Origin of the sequence: Paenibacillus planticolens (assembly GCF_013141725.1) — a bacterium.
Lineage (GTDB): Bacteria > Bacillota > Bacilli > Paenibacillales > NBRC-103111 > Paenibacillus_E > Paenibacillus_E planticolens.
Genome location: NZ_WHNZ01000062.1, coordinates 17,408 through 33,713, shown reverse-complemented (window position 1 = coordinate 33,713; position 16,306 = coordinate 17,408). Strand labels below are relative to the sequence as shown.

13 protein-coding genes are annotated in these 16,306 nt (G+C 45.3%); all 13 read left to right on the top strand.

What is annotated here, in order from left to right; genetic code table 11:
• Positions 1 to 638: 638 nt before the first annotated feature.
• The 13 genes from GC097_RS27135 (at position 639) to GC097_RS27075 (ending at position 16,155) form a co-directional block, all read left to right on the top strand.
• Entirely contained in the window at positions 639 to 1,793 is a 1,155-nt protein-coding gene (locus tag GC097_RS27135; protein WP_171686417.1) for a glycosyltransferase family 2 protein, read from the top strand.
• Positions 1,794 to 1,808: 15 nt separating this feature from the next.
• Entirely contained in the window at positions 1,809 to 3,068 is a 1,260-nt protein-coding gene (locus GC097_RS27130) for an aminotransferase class III-fold pyridoxal phosphate-dependent enzyme (RefSeq protein ID WP_246294471.1), read from the top strand.
• Positions 3,069 to 3,082: 14 nt separating this feature from the next.
• The gene (locus tag GC097_RS27125) at positions 3,083 to 4,114 is read left to right on the top strand and encodes a zinc-dependent alcohol dehydrogenase (RefSeq protein WP_171686415.1); all 1,032 of its coding nucleotides are present in this window, start codon (positions 3,083 to 3,085) and stop codon (positions 4,112 to 4,114) included.
• Positions 4,115 to 4,123: 9 nt separating this feature from the next.
• Positions 4,124 to 5,380 (top strand): MFS transporter, encoded by a 1,257-nt coding sequence (locus GC097_RS27120; protein WP_171686414.1) that lies wholly within the window; start codon positions 4,124 to 4,126, stop codon positions 5,378 to 5,380.
• Positions 5,377 to 5,973: a DUF1349 domain-containing protein gene (locus GC097_RS27115; RefSeq protein ID WP_171686413.1), complete on the top strand. Its 597-nt coding sequence runs from the start codon at positions 5,377 to 5,379 to the stop codon at positions 5,971 to 5,973. The genes GC097_RS27120 and GC097_RS27115 overlap by 4 nt, the downstream gene beginning before the upstream one ends.
• 24 nt (positions 5,974 to 5,997) lie before the next feature.
• A complete protein-coding gene (locus tag GC097_RS27110; protein WP_171686412.1) occupies positions 5,998 to 6,669 on the top strand; it encodes an HAD family hydrolase in 672 nt (223 codons plus the stop codon).
• A 207-nt stretch (positions 6,670 to 6,876) separates the two neighbouring features.
• A complete protein-coding gene (locus tag GC097_RS27105) occupies positions 6,877 to 7,761 on the top strand; it encodes a carbohydrate ABC transporter permease (RefSeq protein ID WP_171686411.1) in 885 nt (294 codons plus the stop codon).
• Entirely contained in the window at positions 7,758 to 8,639 is an 882-nt protein-coding gene (locus tag GC097_RS27100; protein ID WP_171686410.1) for a carbohydrate ABC transporter permease, read from the top strand. Before GC097_RS27105 ends, GC097_RS27100 begins: the two co-directional genes overlap by 4 nt.
• 35 nt (positions 8,640 to 8,674) lie before the next feature.
• Positions 8,675 to 10,705, top strand: coding sequence for a beta-galactosidase (locus tag GC097_RS27095; RefSeq protein WP_171686409.1), 2,031 nt, complete (start codon positions 8,675 to 8,677; stop codon positions 10,703 to 10,705).
• Positions 10,706 to 10,967: 262 nt separating this feature from the next.
• Positions 10,968 to 12,764, top strand: a complete 1,797-nt coding sequence (locus tag GC097_RS27090; protein WP_171686408.1) for a sensor histidine kinase — start codon at positions 10,968 to 10,970, stop codon at positions 12,762 to 12,764.
• Between the two features lie 38 nt (positions 12,765 to 12,802).
• Entirely contained in the window at positions 12,803 to 13,054 is a 252-nt protein-coding gene (locus GC097_RS27085; RefSeq protein ID WP_171686407.1) for a hypothetical protein, read from the top strand.
• Between the two features lie 37 nt (positions 13,055 to 13,091).
• Positions 13,092 to 14,732: a response regulator transcription factor gene (locus GC097_RS27080; protein ID WP_171686406.1), complete on the top strand. Its 1,641-nt coding sequence runs from the start codon at positions 13,092 to 13,094 to the stop codon at positions 14,730 to 14,732.
• Between the two features lie 115 nt (positions 14,733 to 14,847).
• Positions 14,848 to 16,155, top strand: coding sequence for an ABC transporter substrate-binding protein (locus GC097_RS27075; RefSeq protein ID WP_171686405.1), 1,308 nt, complete (start codon positions 14,848 to 14,850; stop codon positions 16,153 to 16,155).
• Positions 16,156 to 16,306 lie beyond the last annotated feature (151 nt).

Below are 16,306 nucleotides of genomic sequence, written 5' to 3'. Positions count from 1 at the left end.
GAGCCTCCATCATTTTGTGATGGGGGCTTTTATTTGTAGAGGCGCCATTGCTGGATTCCCCCCATGATGAGGAACTAAAGGGTGATATTTTTGCTGAACAGATGGTTTTCAGATTCTGAGTGGAACTACAGGGCCTTATTTACTCCTGATGGGCTGCATTTAGCTTAAAATCGGAGGGATAGCGGACCATAGTTCCCATTGATTTTCCAAATGGCTGTTTTTACTGAATATAACGGATCATAGTTCCCATTCGTGCAATCAGGTCATTACAAATCCATCGCATCCATCCTTTGAGATAATGAAATGTTAGGTTTTTTAACCTCCATGTCCCAAATCCATGAACATTTTTGTCATGCGAGTAAGTAATAACCCCAAAAATATCAATGAAAAGGGATCTCTCTCTAGTGTAAGATGAAATTGAAATAAATTCCAAATAAAGAAGTTTAAAGAACGTTCATTTTTCCCCGCATCAAGATGCTCATCCTCCGCAAGTCAGTCAAGAACCGCACACACATGCCAGTTTAGTCCTTTGCCTTGCAATTTTTTACAGTCTGTTTCTAGTCGCCTAATTATTTTCTTGCGGTCAATTTTCAAAGTAACTGTTGAAATTCGTATCAAGAAATGGGAGGAAGATGATTATGAAGCATTCTATCGTTGTTCCGGTCAATCAGGATTTTAACATTCTAACTTTATTTACGGAATCTCTTATGAAGAGTGTTTGTCCTTCGACTCAAATTATTTTCATTAACGATGGTTCCGGGCAAAAGGTTCAAGAGCTTTTGGAACGATTGCAGCGGGAAGCGCCAGCTGGGGTAGCGGTCGAAATTATTCGTCATGAATATCCAAGGGGGTGTGCGGTTTCAATTAACGAAGCGTTGTCCACCGTAACTGGCGACTATATTTATTTTCTAGATTCCGATATTATTCTTAATCTGAAATTCCAAGAACAGATGGAGGCAACGCTTAACAGCAGCCCTACGATAGGGATGGCCGGCGGTGTGCTGCTCTACCCGCAGACGGGAGGCATTCAGCACTGTGGCATTACATTTGCGGATACGATCGGACGGCATTTGTTCTTGAATGCAACGTTGGAAGATATCCCGCAGGAGATATTCAACGTACAGATGGTTGTATTTGCGATGTTCGCGATGAAGCGAGAAGTTTTTGAGAAAGTCGGTTACCTGGACGAGAAGTTTTTCAACGGCTATGAAGATTTCGATTACCAGATGAGGGCGAAAGCGGCCGGTTATTCCACCGTGATTAATCCTGAGATTCGCGCTTATCATTGGGAAAGAAGCAGCGGCATTCATCGAAGTTTCAATCGCAAGAACAACTTGGCGAGATTTTGGAAAAAGTGGGGAAATGACATACAAAGCGATATCTGGGACTTTACGTTTTCGAATTTGAAAAGCCGGCTTTCCTCCAACAAATTAAAACAGGGATTGACCTTCACTGGAATTGACTTGGCAGAGGTGCGCAGCGATGCGGATGCATTCTGGGATCATCTGCGCAAATCGGGGCTGGTCTCATTGACGGATGTGTACGATTATTCAAGCCGTTTTCAGTCCAACGGAGCGATCTGGCTTCCGCAAGTATTGGGCAAGGAGCTGATTCATTCTTCGTCAAGACTGTTGTTTCTAGTGGATAATTTCACTCGTTTACTCGACAACCGATATTGGATCGAGATACGACGCAATGTCTCGTCTGAGGATCTGATCATTGATTTATATGGCAATGTAGTTATGATCAACCAAATCTATGAGAGCTGCTGGCCAGGAACGAAGGTTCGATAGTCAGGGGGGTGAATGATGAAAGAGTCTGCACGACAGATGAACTTTACCAAGAGTCTGGATTGGCTGGAAGAAGCTTCTGCTATTATTCCCGGAGGCTGCAGCACGCTTGCCAAAAGTCCTGACCGGTTGTTTCCGGGTTATACGGCAATAAGCTGTGCGGAAGCGAAGGGTTCGCGATTTACGGATCTGGATGGTCATGTATGGTTGGATTGCGAGATGGCAATGGGGACGGTGTCTTGGGGTCATGCCCGGGAAGAAGTTAATGATGCAATTATTAGGCAATTGGCCAAAGGAACGAGCTTCTCGACAGCGTCAGATTTGGAACTGGAAGCGGCTAAGAGGTTGTTGAAGCGATTTGGGGGACGCTACAAGTCTTTGAAGTTTGCGAAGGGAGGAGCAGACGTCGTTAGTGCCGCAGTACGTGCTGCCAGAGCCTATAACGGCAAGTCAAAGGCTATTGCAACGGCATATCATGGTTGGCACGATTGGTCGGCATATGGATATTACGGGCAAAATGCCGCAGTGCTGGGAATACCGTTTTCGATTCGTGGCACGACAAACTGGGTGAATAGCGGCGCAGACGCCATCATGGATGTATTGGCTTCGGAAGCCGAAGATATTGCCTGTATCGTGCTGTGTCCGAACGAGTGGGTGAAGGAAGAGCTGCGAAAGGTTGTAGCAGACTGCCGTCATCGGAAGGTAACCGTCATCTTTGATGAAGTCACTTCGGGTATACGAATGGGGAAACAGGCAACCGCAGGCGAATACGATATTTGGCCCGATATTCTCTGCCTGTCCAAAGGAATGGCGAACGGACTGCCTCTGGCTGTCATTATGGGCGGTGATCCGTGGATGCCCTTGCTTGCAGACGTAAAGTTCAGCTCTGCCCATGCCAGCGAAGCGATTGCTTTTGCCGCGCTTATCGCTTGCGAGCAATTAATGGAGCAGGCTCCCGTCTGGCCGAGCTGGCGAGACAACACAGGTTTCATGATCAAGCGGCTGAAAGAGCTGATCGTGTCGCTCGGATTGCATGATCTCGAGCTGCAAGGGACTTACGCAAGCTTTTGCATACGTCAGCTAAACGTTCCTCATTTTTACCAGGATCCGTTTCGCGAGTTTTTGGTCAAACATCTGGCGGCAGATGGGATTTTTAGCAAAGGTTATTTCGTGTTTTCCGACTGCCATACGAAAGACGATCTGGACCGTGTCCAAATGTCCATTGAGTCTGCATTGCGATTATGGAGCGAAGGGAATGTCGCTCTAATGAATGATTAAAGGAGGCAGGAAGGATGAAGGCACTGGTATATACAGCTCCCAAAACCGTAGAGCTGATCGAGATGGATCAGCCTGTCATTCAATCAGCGACACAGGTGAAAGTAAAGATTTACGGTTCAGGCATTTGCGGTACGGATTTAAACGTAATAAAGGGAAAAATTTTTGCGAATGCAGGAACGGTTATCGGGCATGAAGGTGTGGGCACGGTGGTTGAGGTAGGCGAACGGGTGCGGAGTGTTCGCGTAGGCGACCGCGTGATCATTGATCCGACGCAAGCATGCGGTGTATGCCACTTTTGCCGATTGAGTCAATTTTGCTATTGTGAAAATTTTGAAGAGCATCAGGTAGGGATGACGATTCACGGCACTTTCGCTGAATATTACGTCGGAGAAGAGAAATACATGTACAAAATACCGGATACGATGAGCTGGGAAACGGCTATGCTGATCGAACCGCTTGGCTGTGTGCTCAATACGTTTCTTAAAGCCAATATCAAGCCTAGCGACGCGGTGCTCGTCCTCGGTTCCGGAGCTATCGGATCATTGTGTCAGCTTGTCAGTAAACGTCTGGGCCGTCTGACAGTCGGGACAGAGCCGGATGATTACCGCCGCAGCTTTGCAAGCGGGATTGCCGATCATGTGTTCCATCCAGAGGAGATGTCCGTTGAATCGGTCCTGGCTATGAACAATCACCGCAAGTTTGATATCGTCGTTGATGCCGTGGGCAATCAACTGCATACGGCGCTTGCGTACATCGGAAAAGGCGGACGGATCATCCCCATGGGCTACAACGAGCAATATGAGGTTTCTATTCGTCCTACGGATTTCATCAATAACGGGGTGAACGTGATCGGTCAAGTTGCCGTTCATCAAATTGTAGGCATGGCACTTCAGTTCGCCCAAAGTATGCCCGAGCTGGAACGAATGATCACGTCCAGGGTGGCGTTGGAGCAATATGAGCATGCCTTCAACGAAACGATGGGCTACCACATGCGCACGGGCGAACCGCGTCCCATGAGCTCCGTTAAAACAATTCTAGTATGTTAAGGTGAATCTATGAACTTTGCAAAGTTTCGCCAGCTCCCCGACAATCCGCGGTATTCCATTTGGTTGGAGCCGTTGTGGGCGATTCCTGGCACGATTGTTTTGTTCTACGCCCCCTTGTATATGAAGGGGGCCGGCTTGAGCGACATTCAGATCGGGATCCTCAACTCGGTTAATTTGTACTTCTCTTTTGTGTTCCAGATGTTTGCGGGAGCTGTCACGAACAAATGGGGCAGAAAACGGACGACACTTTTGTTTGACCTGATATCTTGGAGTATCCCCATGTTTATTTGGGCATTTTCAAACAATTTCTGGCTGTTCCTTATTGCGTACTTGCTGAACGCAAGCTCCAAATTCGTCACGGTCGCGTTCAACCTGCTGATCATAGAGGATGTGGATGAGAAGCAGCGCTCTCTTGTATTTGCCATTATGAATATGATTATTATTTCGGCAGGCGTACTGGCTCCTCTCGCGGGAGGAGTCATTCACAAATATGGCATTATGCCGACGATAAGTGTCGTTTATTTCATTGGCGGCATCAGTATGACGGTGTTGTTCGTCGTACGGAATTACTTGACGAAAGAGACCGAGGCCGGAAAAGTGATGATTCAGACGCATAGCGATACCCATATCGTTCGCGGAGTTATGCAAAGTTTCCGCTTATTCGGTCAGTCGCTGCGCAATCGACAGATGCTGCCGATCATTCTGATAACGGTTATTTCAAATATCGTCCTGCAGCTGAACTTTTTTCAGGTTATTTATTTGAAAGAACAGCTTGGTTTCGGTGACAGGATGATCTCATGGATCCCTTTTATTACGGCAGTAACGACGATACTTGTGTATAGCGCAGTCATGCCGCGATTGAAAGAACGAAATGAAGCATCGTATGTCAAGCTGTCGTTAGCCGTATGTGCAGTTGGGGCTTTGCTGTTTCTGTCTATTCCCGCCGGCAGCTCGCTAATGCTCATTATTGTCACAACCGTGCTCGCGGCAGGAACTTTTCTGCTCCTAACGTTCAGGGACTCCCTTCTCATGAACAAACTTGGTCATTACGACAAAGCGGATTTATATTCCTCCATCCAGGTCGTTATGTCCATTGTAGCGATTCCATGGGGGTATATTTCGGGGCTCGTTTATAACTTCAAGCCTTCCTTGCTGTTCGTTATTATTTTTATCGGCTATGCCAGCCTATTCGCCTTGGCATATCCCATAGGCAAAGGGACCGGCAAGCCTACTAAGCAATCATTAACGATGGGAGAAGAACGATGATTTCAAATTTATTTGGGGAAGAAACAAGACAGAAACTTGAATGGCTCAATCCTCCAGAACAATATAGGTTTACAGAGGAGGGCAGACTGGCTGTTGAAGCTCCGTCCAAATCTGACTTTTTTCAAGATCCGGCTGGCAAACACTATGCCGATTCAGCGCCGTTCTTGTATTGGTCTGCGGGAGATTCCTTTGAGCTAATGACCAGGCTGCGTGTCGATATGCGGCATATCTATGATTCCGGTTGTTTAATGATTATGGTGGACGAGCGGAACTGGGCCAAGCTGTGTTTCGAATTCAACGGTCAGTATGCGATTATTGTTTCTGTCGTTACGAGAGATGGCATATCCGACGATTGCAATTCGGAGCGTGTCGTCGTTGAGAATCCTTACTTGCGCGTTATCAAACAAAACGAATGCATCACTTTTTCCTATTCGCCGGACGGCGCCAATTGGACGCTCGTTCGATACTTCGGCATGCAGAATTCCGCGGAATGCCGGGCGGGAGTTGTGGCGCAGTCGCCGCAAGGAGCAGGCTGTCCGGTTGAGTTCGAATATTTGGCGTATAAAGCAGCACATACCGAAAGCCGATTCTAAACGATGACGGAAAGGGGGCATGACATGTTGAAAGCCGCTATATTTGATTTCGATGGCTTGCTGCTAGATACGGAAACACCGTGGTACCGCGTTTTCAAAGAAGTGTACGCCTCGTATGCCTTGGACCTGCCGCTGGCGCTATGGGCTCGCCATGTCGGCACTTCTTTTGAAACATTTAATCCTTACGAATATTTGAAAGAGCATGCGAAGGATCCGGTTGACCTTGAGCAAATTAAGTCTCTTTTGCAAATGAGATATGAGCTTCGCATGGAGAATGCCCAGTTGAGACCAGGCGTACTGAAGATTTTGCATAAGACGCGTGAGTGCGGCATGAAGATCGCCGTTGCATCCAGCTCGACTCATGACTGGGTGAGCGGTTATTTGAAATCGTTCGGGATGTACTCGCTTTTCGATGAGGTGGTTACAGCGGACGATGTGAAGAAAGTGAAGCCAGACCCCGAGTTATATAAGCTGGCGATGCACAAATTAGGCGTAAATGCATTTGAAACGATCGCCTTTGAAGATTCGCCAAATGGCTTAAAGGCCGCCAATGCGGCAGGTATCCGATGCATCATCGTACCGAATGAAGTCACGAAAGACCTGGATTTCCCGCCTTATGAGAGAAGGCTTAATTCCCTGCTCGAATTCGATATCGATCAATTCTTGTTCGAAAACGGGCTGTCCGATCCGGCTTAATCGCATGTATATCACACACCTGGGCGAATCCTAATACCGATTCTTCCGGGTTGTTTTTTTCTGCCTCAACAAAAATTATCAATGGAAAGCACAAAAATTGTCATGTGAAAGCGTGTCCAATCTCTCTAGAATTAGGCTTACAAAAGAATGATCTAAGGGGTATACCTAGTCATTACAACATCATAGATCAAGGAATGAGGGTAGCACATGAGTAACATGATGCAAAAGAGAGTGCTTGTTTTTTCTTTTCTGGCGTTGCCGGTCGGATTACTGCTGTTGTTTCTGATTTACCCTACAGTGAAGCTGTTTGAATACAGTTTGACTGATTGGAATGGGATCAGCAGGGAGCTTCATTTTGTAGGTTTCGACAATTATTTGAAAGCGCTCAAAATGTCGCAAGTTTGGCAATCGCTTTCGAACAACTGGCTTTATTTTATCATCCATGCCTTGCTGATTCCGTTTGAGATTTTATTAGCGGTTATGTTGAATGCCAAAATGAGAGCAAGCGAATTTTTCCGCTCTATCATTCTTTTGCCTTACATCATTAATGGCGTAGCTGTCGCTTACATTTTCAGCTATTTGTACAACCCGGTGAACGGTCCGATCAACGAGCTGTTAACAGCCGTCGGCTTGGAAAGTTGGATTCATAACTGGCTAAGCGATGTGAAAATTGTGAACTATTCGCTTGTTGCTATCTCGCTATGGCGATTTGCAGGTTTTCATATCATCTTATTCCTGGCCGGTGTCCAGTCCATTCCGAACGATTTGTATGAAGCCGCAACCATTGACGGTGCAAATAAAATGCAGCAGGTTCGATATATCGTTCTGCCGGGCATTCGCCGTGTCATTGAAATTATTTTGTTCCTGAATATTCGGGGAGCCCTCCAAGTATTTGATATTCCATTTCTGGTTACACAAGGCGGTCCGGGAACTTCAAGCAGTACGTTTACGATTTTCACGATCAATACAGCATTTAAGTTCAATAGTTACGGTCTGGCATCGGCAATGGCTATTATTCTGATGGTGATGATCATCGCATTCAGTTTCATTCAAAACTTATTGATCCGTGAGAAGGGAGAAAAATCATCATGAGCCTGTCCCAAGCAGAGATTGCCATCAAACCGAGCAAGCTGGAAAAGGCAGGAGTTCTCTCCTTCCTCGGTAAAACGCTTTATTATGTCATTCTAACGATCGTTACGTTAATTATTTTCGTGCCGCTGTTTGTCGTTGTTTTCGCAGCTTTCAAAACATCGCCGGAGCTCGCGGCTACATCGCCGTTTGCGCTTCCGAAGAGCTGGTCGTTCCACAATTTCGCGGTCGCATTTGAGAAAGCGAACATGCTGGTAGGACTCATTAACTCGCTTAGCGTTACGGTGTCCAGCGTAATCATTAATGCGATTCTTGGAGCTATGACAGCATTCGTACTGAATCGATTTAATTTCCGCTTCAAGAAAACGATCTTTCTTTTATTCATTGTGGCATCCGTCGTACCTGCGTACACCACGGAAGTAGCCCGTTTCCAGACCATTAAGTCATTAGGGTTGTATAACACGCTTTTCGCGCCGCTCATCATTTATGCCGGTACGGATTTGATGCAAATTTTCATTTACTTGCAGTTCATTGAGAAAATATCCAAGCAATTGGATGAAAGCGCGCTGCTCGATGGCGCCTCGTATTTCCGGATTTTCCGCTCGATTCTTTTCCCGCTCTTGCTTCCGGCTACGGCTACGCTGGCGATTATCAAAGCCGTTGATATTATGAATGATATGTACATTCCTTATCTATACATGCCATCTAAGAAGCTAAGCACGCTATCAACCGCTTTGATGACGTTTGTAGGCGAACGGGCGACCTATTGGAATGAGCTGGCAGCCGCTATTATTTTGGTCATGCTTCCGACCATTTTGATCTATTTGGTTTTGCGTAAATTTATTTTTGCCGGATTAATGGACGGAGCGATGAAAGAGTAGATCTGTTCGATTATTCAAACATGGGGGTAAATCCAATGATCAATGACAAACTGCCATACATTTATTATGGCGGCGATTATAATCCTGACCAATGGCCTGAAGAAGTGTGGCAAGAAGATATGAGACTGTTCAAATTGGCAGGCATTAATATCGTGACGCTGCCCGTTTTCAGTTGGGCGAAGCTGCAGCCCTCGGAAGACACTTACGATTTTGAATGGCTGGATAAAATCATTGACACAGTCTCTAAGGAAGGCATATTTCTGTGCTTGGCTACATCAACTGCGGCCCAGCCTGCCTGGATGTCGCGACTGTATCCTGAAGTGCTTCCCGTCGATATTGACGGGAGGAAGCGAACGCACGGCTCCCGCGTCAACTTCTGTCCGAACAGCAGCGTTTACCGGATGTTCGCTCAGCGTTTGGCGGCAAAATTGGCGGAGCGCTACGGGCATCACCCGTCATTGCTTGTTTGGCATATCGGCAACGAATACGGACCGCATTGCTATTGCGACACTTGTGCTTCGGCCTTCCGAGCTTGGCTGCAAAATAAATACGGCACCCTGGAAGTCGTGAATCATGTATGGAATATGAGTTTCTGGTCTCATACGGTTTATGAGTGGGAGGATATCGTACCGCCTACGAATTTGAACGGAAACAATAAATGCTTTCAAGGTATCGCGCTGGATTATAAGAGATTTATGTCGGATTCTATCTTGGCGTGTTACCAAGGCGAGCATGACACGATTAAAGCGATTACGCCGGATATCAAAATCACATCGAATATATGGGGGCTATTTAACGGTCTGGATTTAAAGAAATGGGCCGAGCACATGGATGTTGTTTCATGGGACAGTTATCCTCAAATGAACGAGCCGATGAGCAATGTGGCGATGCGGCACGATTACATGAGAGGACTAAAGGACGGACAACCTTTCATGCTGATGGAGCAAACGCCAAGCCAGCAAAACTGGCAGCCCTACAATAGCCTCAAAAGGCCGGGGGTTATGCGTCTTTGGAGTTACCAGGCAATCGCTCACGGAGCGGATACGGTGATGTTTTTCCAATTGCGCCGTTCTGTCGGCGCATGCGAAAAGTACCACGGCGCTTTGATCGCTCACGCGGGTCATGAGCACACCAGGGTTTTTAAAGAGTGTACACAACTGGGGCAAGAGCTGCTGTCGTTGGGAGATACGCTTCTGGATTCCGTAACTGAGTCCAAAGTAGCGCTGCTTTTTGATATTGATACATGGAATGCCGTGGAAATGACCAGCGGGCCGAACGTTGATCTCGATTATCTCAAGCAAGCTCAGAAATACTACAAAGCATTCTACGATCTCAACGTTAGTATAGACGTCATTAGCCCGCTTAGTGATTTTTCCAAGTATGAATTAGTAATCGCGCCTGTCATGTATATGATGAAACCCGGAGTGAGCGAACGACTGAAGTCGTTTGTGAAGCAAGGGGGGACGTTCGTCACTTCGTTCTTCAGCGGGATTGTGAATGAGAACGATCTTGTGACGCTTGGCGGCTATCCGGGTGAGCTGCGCGATCTGCTAGGTATTTGGGTTGAGGAAATAGATTCGCTTCAGCCGGAAATGACCAATGCCATTATCATGCATGAATCGTTCGGGAAGCTCCAGGGCGAATACGAATGCGGACTATTATGTGATTTGCTGCACCTAGAGGGAGCAGAGGCGCTTGGCGTCTATGGACGCGATTTTTACGCCGGCATGCCTGCAGTCACCCTGAATAAATACGGACAAGGGGAAGCGTATTATGTGGCAACAGACCCTGATTCGAGATTTTTGGAGGAGTTCGGCCAAACGCTGTGTGAGCGGCTGAATTTGACCCCTGCTCATCAGGCTCCTTACGGGGTGGAGATCAGGAGCAGACAGAAAGGCGGCAAAAGGTACACTTTTGTCTTGAATCATAATGCTTACGAATCAGCGATTCTATTAGATGAGGGATCCTATGGGGATTTATTGTCTAATCGAGTCTGTGAGCGTACGTTGGTGCTGGAGCCGCATGGGGTAGCTATTTTGGAAGTTTTGGATAAAGTGCAAGCATAACGATTAGGCAGCAACCTTTGGGGGAAGGCAGAGATGCCTTCTCTCGTCATGAACATCCGTGGCACTCATGGATGGTATGTTTTGGCTGATTGACGAAGTCAAATTTTAACTTTACAATGGCGTTAGATTATGTCGAATCTTGCAAAATAACGAGCTGCATTTGATGAAAGCGCAACTACTTTGACACAAATTTCCTTGTGCCCCAGTTTCTCCATCAGATAGGCGAATGTAGCATCTCATTATGAGAGTGGGGGGCATTACAATGAGGATTTTCAAAAAAAGATGGCCAATTACTTCGATCCTGTACGGCATGTTCTTTTTTGTCATTGTCATGCCCATTGTGTTGGTTGCTTCCTTGTCTTTGAGAGCTTACACAGATATTTTGCTGGCTAACATTACCTCGCGCACCATGCAAACCTTGGAACAAGTCTCTTATTCCATTGATCAGGAAAAAAGCAGATACATAAGAACCATTGCCGCCATTGCCACGGATAACAATCTAATATCCCTTGCCACTTCCTATCACCGCAGCACAGAATCCAAAGACCTATTCTACAACTCTTTCCAACTGGAAAATCAATTGAAAAATTATTTGCACGATATGCCTGACGTCGTTTCGGCGATGTTCGTCTACCGCAACGGGGGCGCCTACTTTTTCGAGGGAACTCATTTTCATAACATTGACACACGGATCAACGAAGATTTATTAAAGCGAACGCCTCTTTACCAGAAAGCCCTGCAGAATCAAGGGCGGGTACTTTTGTTTGGTTCTGAAGAGAATGCGCTGATCGAATCGAATGATAAATTTATTTTATCCGCAGCGATAGCTCCTCAGTATGAAAGGTCATTCAGCGATGTAGAAATGATCTATTTTGTCATACAAGCCAAATCGTTTGAGAACCTGGCAGAGTCTACTTCCAACCAAATCGGAAGCTTTATTATTCTGGACGGAAACGGAAGCATTATGCTTGACACAAGCAAAGATAAAAATAAAAACATCGAAAAACAAACCATCCAGCAAGTCCGGGATAAGAAAAACGGCAACTTTAAAACGAATGTTAACGGTGAGGAGATGTTTGTTACCTTTCTCACAATGGATCGAACGGATTGGAAAATCGTCTACATGACGGAATATGATCAGATGACGGCCGAGGTTAGACAAATTTATAGATTCATTATGAACGTATCGGCGGCAGGGCTGGCCCTATTTTTAATTGTGTCCTTCTTCCTTGTAAGAAGCATCGTCGGTCCTATCAAATCTTTAATCTATCAAATGAATAAGATGAAAAGCGGTTCTTTAAATGTGGATCTGGAACTTTCAGGCCCTCTGGAGGTGTATTCATTAGGAAAAACGTTTCAAAGCATGATTGTACGCATTAAGGAACTTATCATCGAGAAGCAGGAACAAGAAAAGCTAAAAAACCGCGCGGAAATCGATGCGCTGCAATCTCAAATTAATCCTCATTTTTTGGTGAACACGCTAAATGCGATCAAAATCATGGCGATGCTGTCGAAAGCAACCAACCTGGTTGAAATGACGGATTCTCTTATCAAATTGTTATCTTCAACGTTTCATCGCGGCGGATCTTACCTCCAGGTTTTTGATGAAATGCAGAGCTTAGAGAAATATATTCATATTATGAAAGTCCGTTATGGCGACCGTTTTAAAGTGGAGTATGCTTTTGAGGAAAATATAATGAATGCTTACATTCTCAAGCTGCTCTTGCAGCCAATTTTGGAGAATGCGATCATTCACGGATTTTATGCGAAAGAATCGATGGGGATTATCAAAATTAAAGGTGAAAAACAAGAGGATCAACTCATCATTACGATTACGGACAATGGCAAAGGAATGGAACAGCGGACGATGGAAGCTTTGCTGCAGGAGAACAAAGTGGAATCGTTATGCGGTATAGGCATTGCCAATGTCAACGATCGAATTCGCTTAAATTACGGAGAGGCTTACGGGTTGGAAATTCATAGCGAACCGGGGATCGGTACTGAAGTCATTGTGACATTGCCGTTTCTACCGATTAATCCTGATAAGCATACGATCTAATTTTTTTTATAGAGAAATAGACAGGGGGGTCGTATTCTATGAAATTTTGCTTATACGATACCAAATATGACCGGGTCATCCTGATTGAAAAAGACTTTGTGACAGCTGTATCGTTGAAGGACAAATTCGGACTGTCTGTTGATATCGCGGTGCTTCCGATTATGTCCAAGAAAGAGTATTTGTCTTTTCCAATATCGTTTCGCGGAGAAGTTAGCGGCCGTTTCTATTTGCTGTATGAAGTTCCGGGCATTATCGAGCCCAAATTTGATCAAGTGATTGTTCAGGATTAGAACGATGATCAGCTTGCAGCTGAATGGAGATGAAAAAATGTTTAGAGTTATGATCGTCGACGATGAACCGCTTGTAAGGCTAGCCATGGGTGCGATTATTCCGTGGCAAGACTTGGGATGCGAGGTAGTAGCCGAAGCAGCGGATGGCCATGAAGCATGGGAGCGGATATCGATTCATCAGGACATTGATTTAATGATCGTCGATATGAGCATGCCGATTATGGATGCCAATACGCTGTTATCCAAGCTGCAAGAAGCCAATCTGACGAACTCGCCGCTTAGTATTGTTTTAAGTGCCTACTCAGATTTTAATTTTGTGCGTAAAGCTTTTTTGCTAGGTGCCGTAGATTACATCATGAAAGCGGACCTCGATCCCAAACATATCGTTCCGGTAATTGAAAAAGCCCTCAATCAGTTGAAAGAAAGAACGGATTCTTCTCTAACCTTGCAAAAAATGAATCACGATGCGGATATGAAGCAGCGCGAGGTGTGGTTCCGAGGCTTGCTATGCGATAAAGATTATATCTATAGTCTTAACTTGACCCAGGACGATTCTTTTCAGAAATGGGTTGCCCAGTATGCGAATTATCAGCATGTCATTATAACGCTGCTCCCGGATAGACGGTCTCCTGAAGGAAGCAAGACGGCGCAACCCGATCCCGAACATCATGATCATCTCGTCAAAATCATTAAACAAGGAATGGAAATCGTCAAACTTCCCTATGAGTTCGTGCAAACGCAAGAAGATGAGTATTCGCTTATGCTGTGCGTGGAGTCTTCGACCAGTTATTTAAATTTACGCGGACGCGTGATGGAACTGTTGGATTCTTTGCGCAATACGATTAAAAACTTTCTGAATGTCTCGCTGTCTATCGGCGTGTCGGAGTCGTGCGCAGACTGGAAAGCCTGGCATCTGAGGTACAATCAAGCCAAAGGTTTGGCTAGTATGAGGTTCTCCGAAGGACCCGGACGGGTCTATTATCCGGAAACAGTAAGTGTAACAGAGAGACAACAGAATATACCGTGGGATTATTCCGTGATGATGTTTCATATGGAAAAGGGAGACAACCAGTGGCAGCAGCAATTATCCGCAGGATTAACTCATTTGAGTGAAATGCCGAATGTAACTTTGGAAAGCTCTCTCCCGATTTATGAAGAACTGATATGGAATATCGGCGCATTGCTGCATACCAAAGGAATGAACTGGACACATGTGATTGAAACGCGGCGCAGACCCTATGAGATTGTGGAACAATTCAATTTTCGAGAGGATTTACACGAGTGGATTGAAAAGCTTGTTTTTCGCCTCGCCGATTTACTGCATCCCGATAAATTTCGTGAGGAGAATCCGCAGCGGCTCGTTGAAAGAGTCAAACGTTATGTAGAGAAAAATTATTGCAATGCAATTACACTGGGTCAGGTTAGTGAATGGGCGCAAGTGACCGAGAGTCATTTAAGCAAACAGTTTGTCAAAGAAACGGGTGAGCATTTTATTGAATATGTGACAAAGCTGCGGATCAATGAAGCCACCAGGCTGATCGAAACGGACATGAAAATGTACGAAATTGGTGTCAGAGTAGGGTATGAAAACCCGGAACACTTCAGCCGCGTTTTTAAAAAATACAGAGGAATGAGCCCTCAGAAATATCGGGACAATTATTCAAAGAAAAAAGAATAACCCCAAAATATATCAAGCGAATCACTAAATATATCAATGAAAGCGTATTCTGTATTTATGTAAGATAAGGGTGTAAATAACAAGTTACGTATTCCTGAGGGGGTTAAGAAAGACTATGAAAAAAAGATTAGTAACATCTGTACTTTCAATTGCCTTGACGTTTGGATTAGCAGGTTGCAGCACCAATACGGCAACTACGAACAACAGTTCTTCGCCTGCGCCTACTGCAGCAAGCGGCGCGAAAGAGAATGCGGTTACATTAAAACTCGCGATGTGGGATAGCGACAGCGAATTCCTGGATAGCTGGACTAAAAAGGTTAAAGAGTTTTCAACGGTTATGCCGAACGTGAAAATGGAAGTCGAAACGTTCAAAAGTGATGGCGATTATTTGCAAGCGATGAAGGTAAGACTAGCGGCTAACGAACTTCCGGATATTATCGAATTGAAGCCTGGTTTCATCAATGATTTCAAAGCGGAACTTCTTCCACTTAATGACCTGAGTGTTACAGCTAAAAATACGAAAGCCAAGCAATATGCTGTAGATGGTAAAATTCTAGCCTTGCCTGTTATCTCATTCCCTGAACTTGTTTACTATCATCCGAGTGTATTTAAAGAGTTAGGGTTAAGCGTTCCAACAACTTGGGAGCAGTTTGTAAGCGTATTAACAGAGATTAAAAAGAGCGGCAAATATCAGCCTTATGCTATGGGCGGCAAGGATTCCTGGCCGAATTATCCGTTTAATGAATTCATGCCGATATTGGCATCCGGCGACGCAAACTACTACGACAAAATTGCCGGAATGGACAAACCTTTTGATAAAGGTACGCCTTTCTACAAAGCTTACACGGATATTCAAACCCTCTATGATGCCAAAGTAATGGGCGCTGATCCGCTTGGCTTAAGCAATGACCAAGCGACTGGATTGTTTGAAGCGAAAAAGGCAGCGGTGATTGCTGCTGGACTTTGGTACTTGCCGCAATACAAATCGAAAGTTGGCAACATTGATGACTTAGCAGCATTCGCACTGCCAACTCGTCATTCGGAGACGGAGCCGCTGAAAGTGATGACTTTTACGGACAACTTCTTTGGTATTAACAACAAATCCAAAAATGTAGAGGCAGCTAAGAAATTCCAAGAGTGGATGTTCAGTTCGGATGCTTACTCCTTCTATGTGAACAAGAAGCAAGCGAACTCTGTCATGGAGGGCGTTAAAGCCGATGTTCCTTTCTTGAATGATTTCTACAAAGCAAACAAAGTGGAAGAGTTCAGCTTTCTGCCAGGCGGAGAGAACTTCAACAAATATGTAAACGCCATCCAATTGGATTGGAAAAAGCTTGGTCAAGAAATGATGGGCGGAACGCCGCTTGATAAAATTGCTAACGATCTGAATGATAAATGGACGAAAGCAAGAGCTAGCAAGTAAGGTTTATGCATGAAAATAGGAGCGGGATGCTCGTCATCCCCTCTCCTCATCTTAGGAAATTGATGTCAATCAGTTTCCGTTTTTTTTGAAAGCACTGGTAAGCGGTTCCAAATAATGATTTTTGGTGGTCATGCCATCTTAGAAGGAGGTT

Coding starts and splice junctions, on each gene's coding strand:
- GC097_RS27135 (WP_171686417.1), top strand. CDS start 639: ATGAAGCATTCTATCGTTGTTCCGGTCAATCAGGATTTTAACATTCTA.
- GC097_RS27130 (WP_246294471.1), top strand. CDS start 1,809: ATGAAAGAGTCTGCACGACAGATGAACTTTACCAAGAGTCTGGATTGG.
- GC097_RS27125 (WP_171686415.1), top strand. CDS start 3,083: ATGAAGGCACTGGTATATACAGCTCCCAAAACCGTAGAGCTGATCGAG.
- GC097_RS27120 (WP_171686414.1), top strand. CDS start 4,124: ATGAACTTTGCAAAGTTTCGCCAGCTCCCCGACAATCCGCGGTATTCC.
- GC097_RS27115 (WP_171686413.1), top strand. CDS start 5,377: ATGATTTCAAATTTATTTGGGGAAGAAACAAGACAGAAACTTGAATGG.
- GC097_RS27110 (WP_171686412.1), top strand. CDS start 5,998: ATGTTGAAAGCCGCTATATTTGATTTCGATGGCTTGCTGCTAGATACG.
- GC097_RS27105 (WP_171686411.1), top strand. CDS start 6,877: ATGAGTAACATGATGCAAAAGAGAGTGCTTGTTTTTTCTTTTCTGGCG.
- GC097_RS27100 (WP_171686410.1), top strand. CDS start 7,758: ATGAGCCTGTCCCAAGCAGAGATTGCCATCAAACCGAGCAAGCTGGAA.
- GC097_RS27095 (WP_171686409.1), top strand. CDS start 8,675: ATGATCAATGACAAACTGCCATACATTTATTATGGCGGCGATTATAAT.
- GC097_RS27090 (WP_171686408.1), top strand. CDS start 10,968: ATGAGGATTTTCAAAAAAAGATGGCCAATTACTTCGATCCTGTACGGC.
- GC097_RS27085 (WP_171686407.1), top strand. CDS start 12,803: ATGAAATTTTGCTTATACGATACCAAATATGACCGGGTCATCCTGATT.
- GC097_RS27080 (WP_171686406.1), top strand. CDS start 13,092: ATGTTTAGAGTTATGATCGTCGACGATGAACCGCTTGTAAGGCTAGCC.
- GC097_RS27075 (WP_171686405.1), top strand. CDS start 14,848: ATGAAAAAAAGATTAGTAACATCTGTACTTTCAATTGCCTTGACGTTT.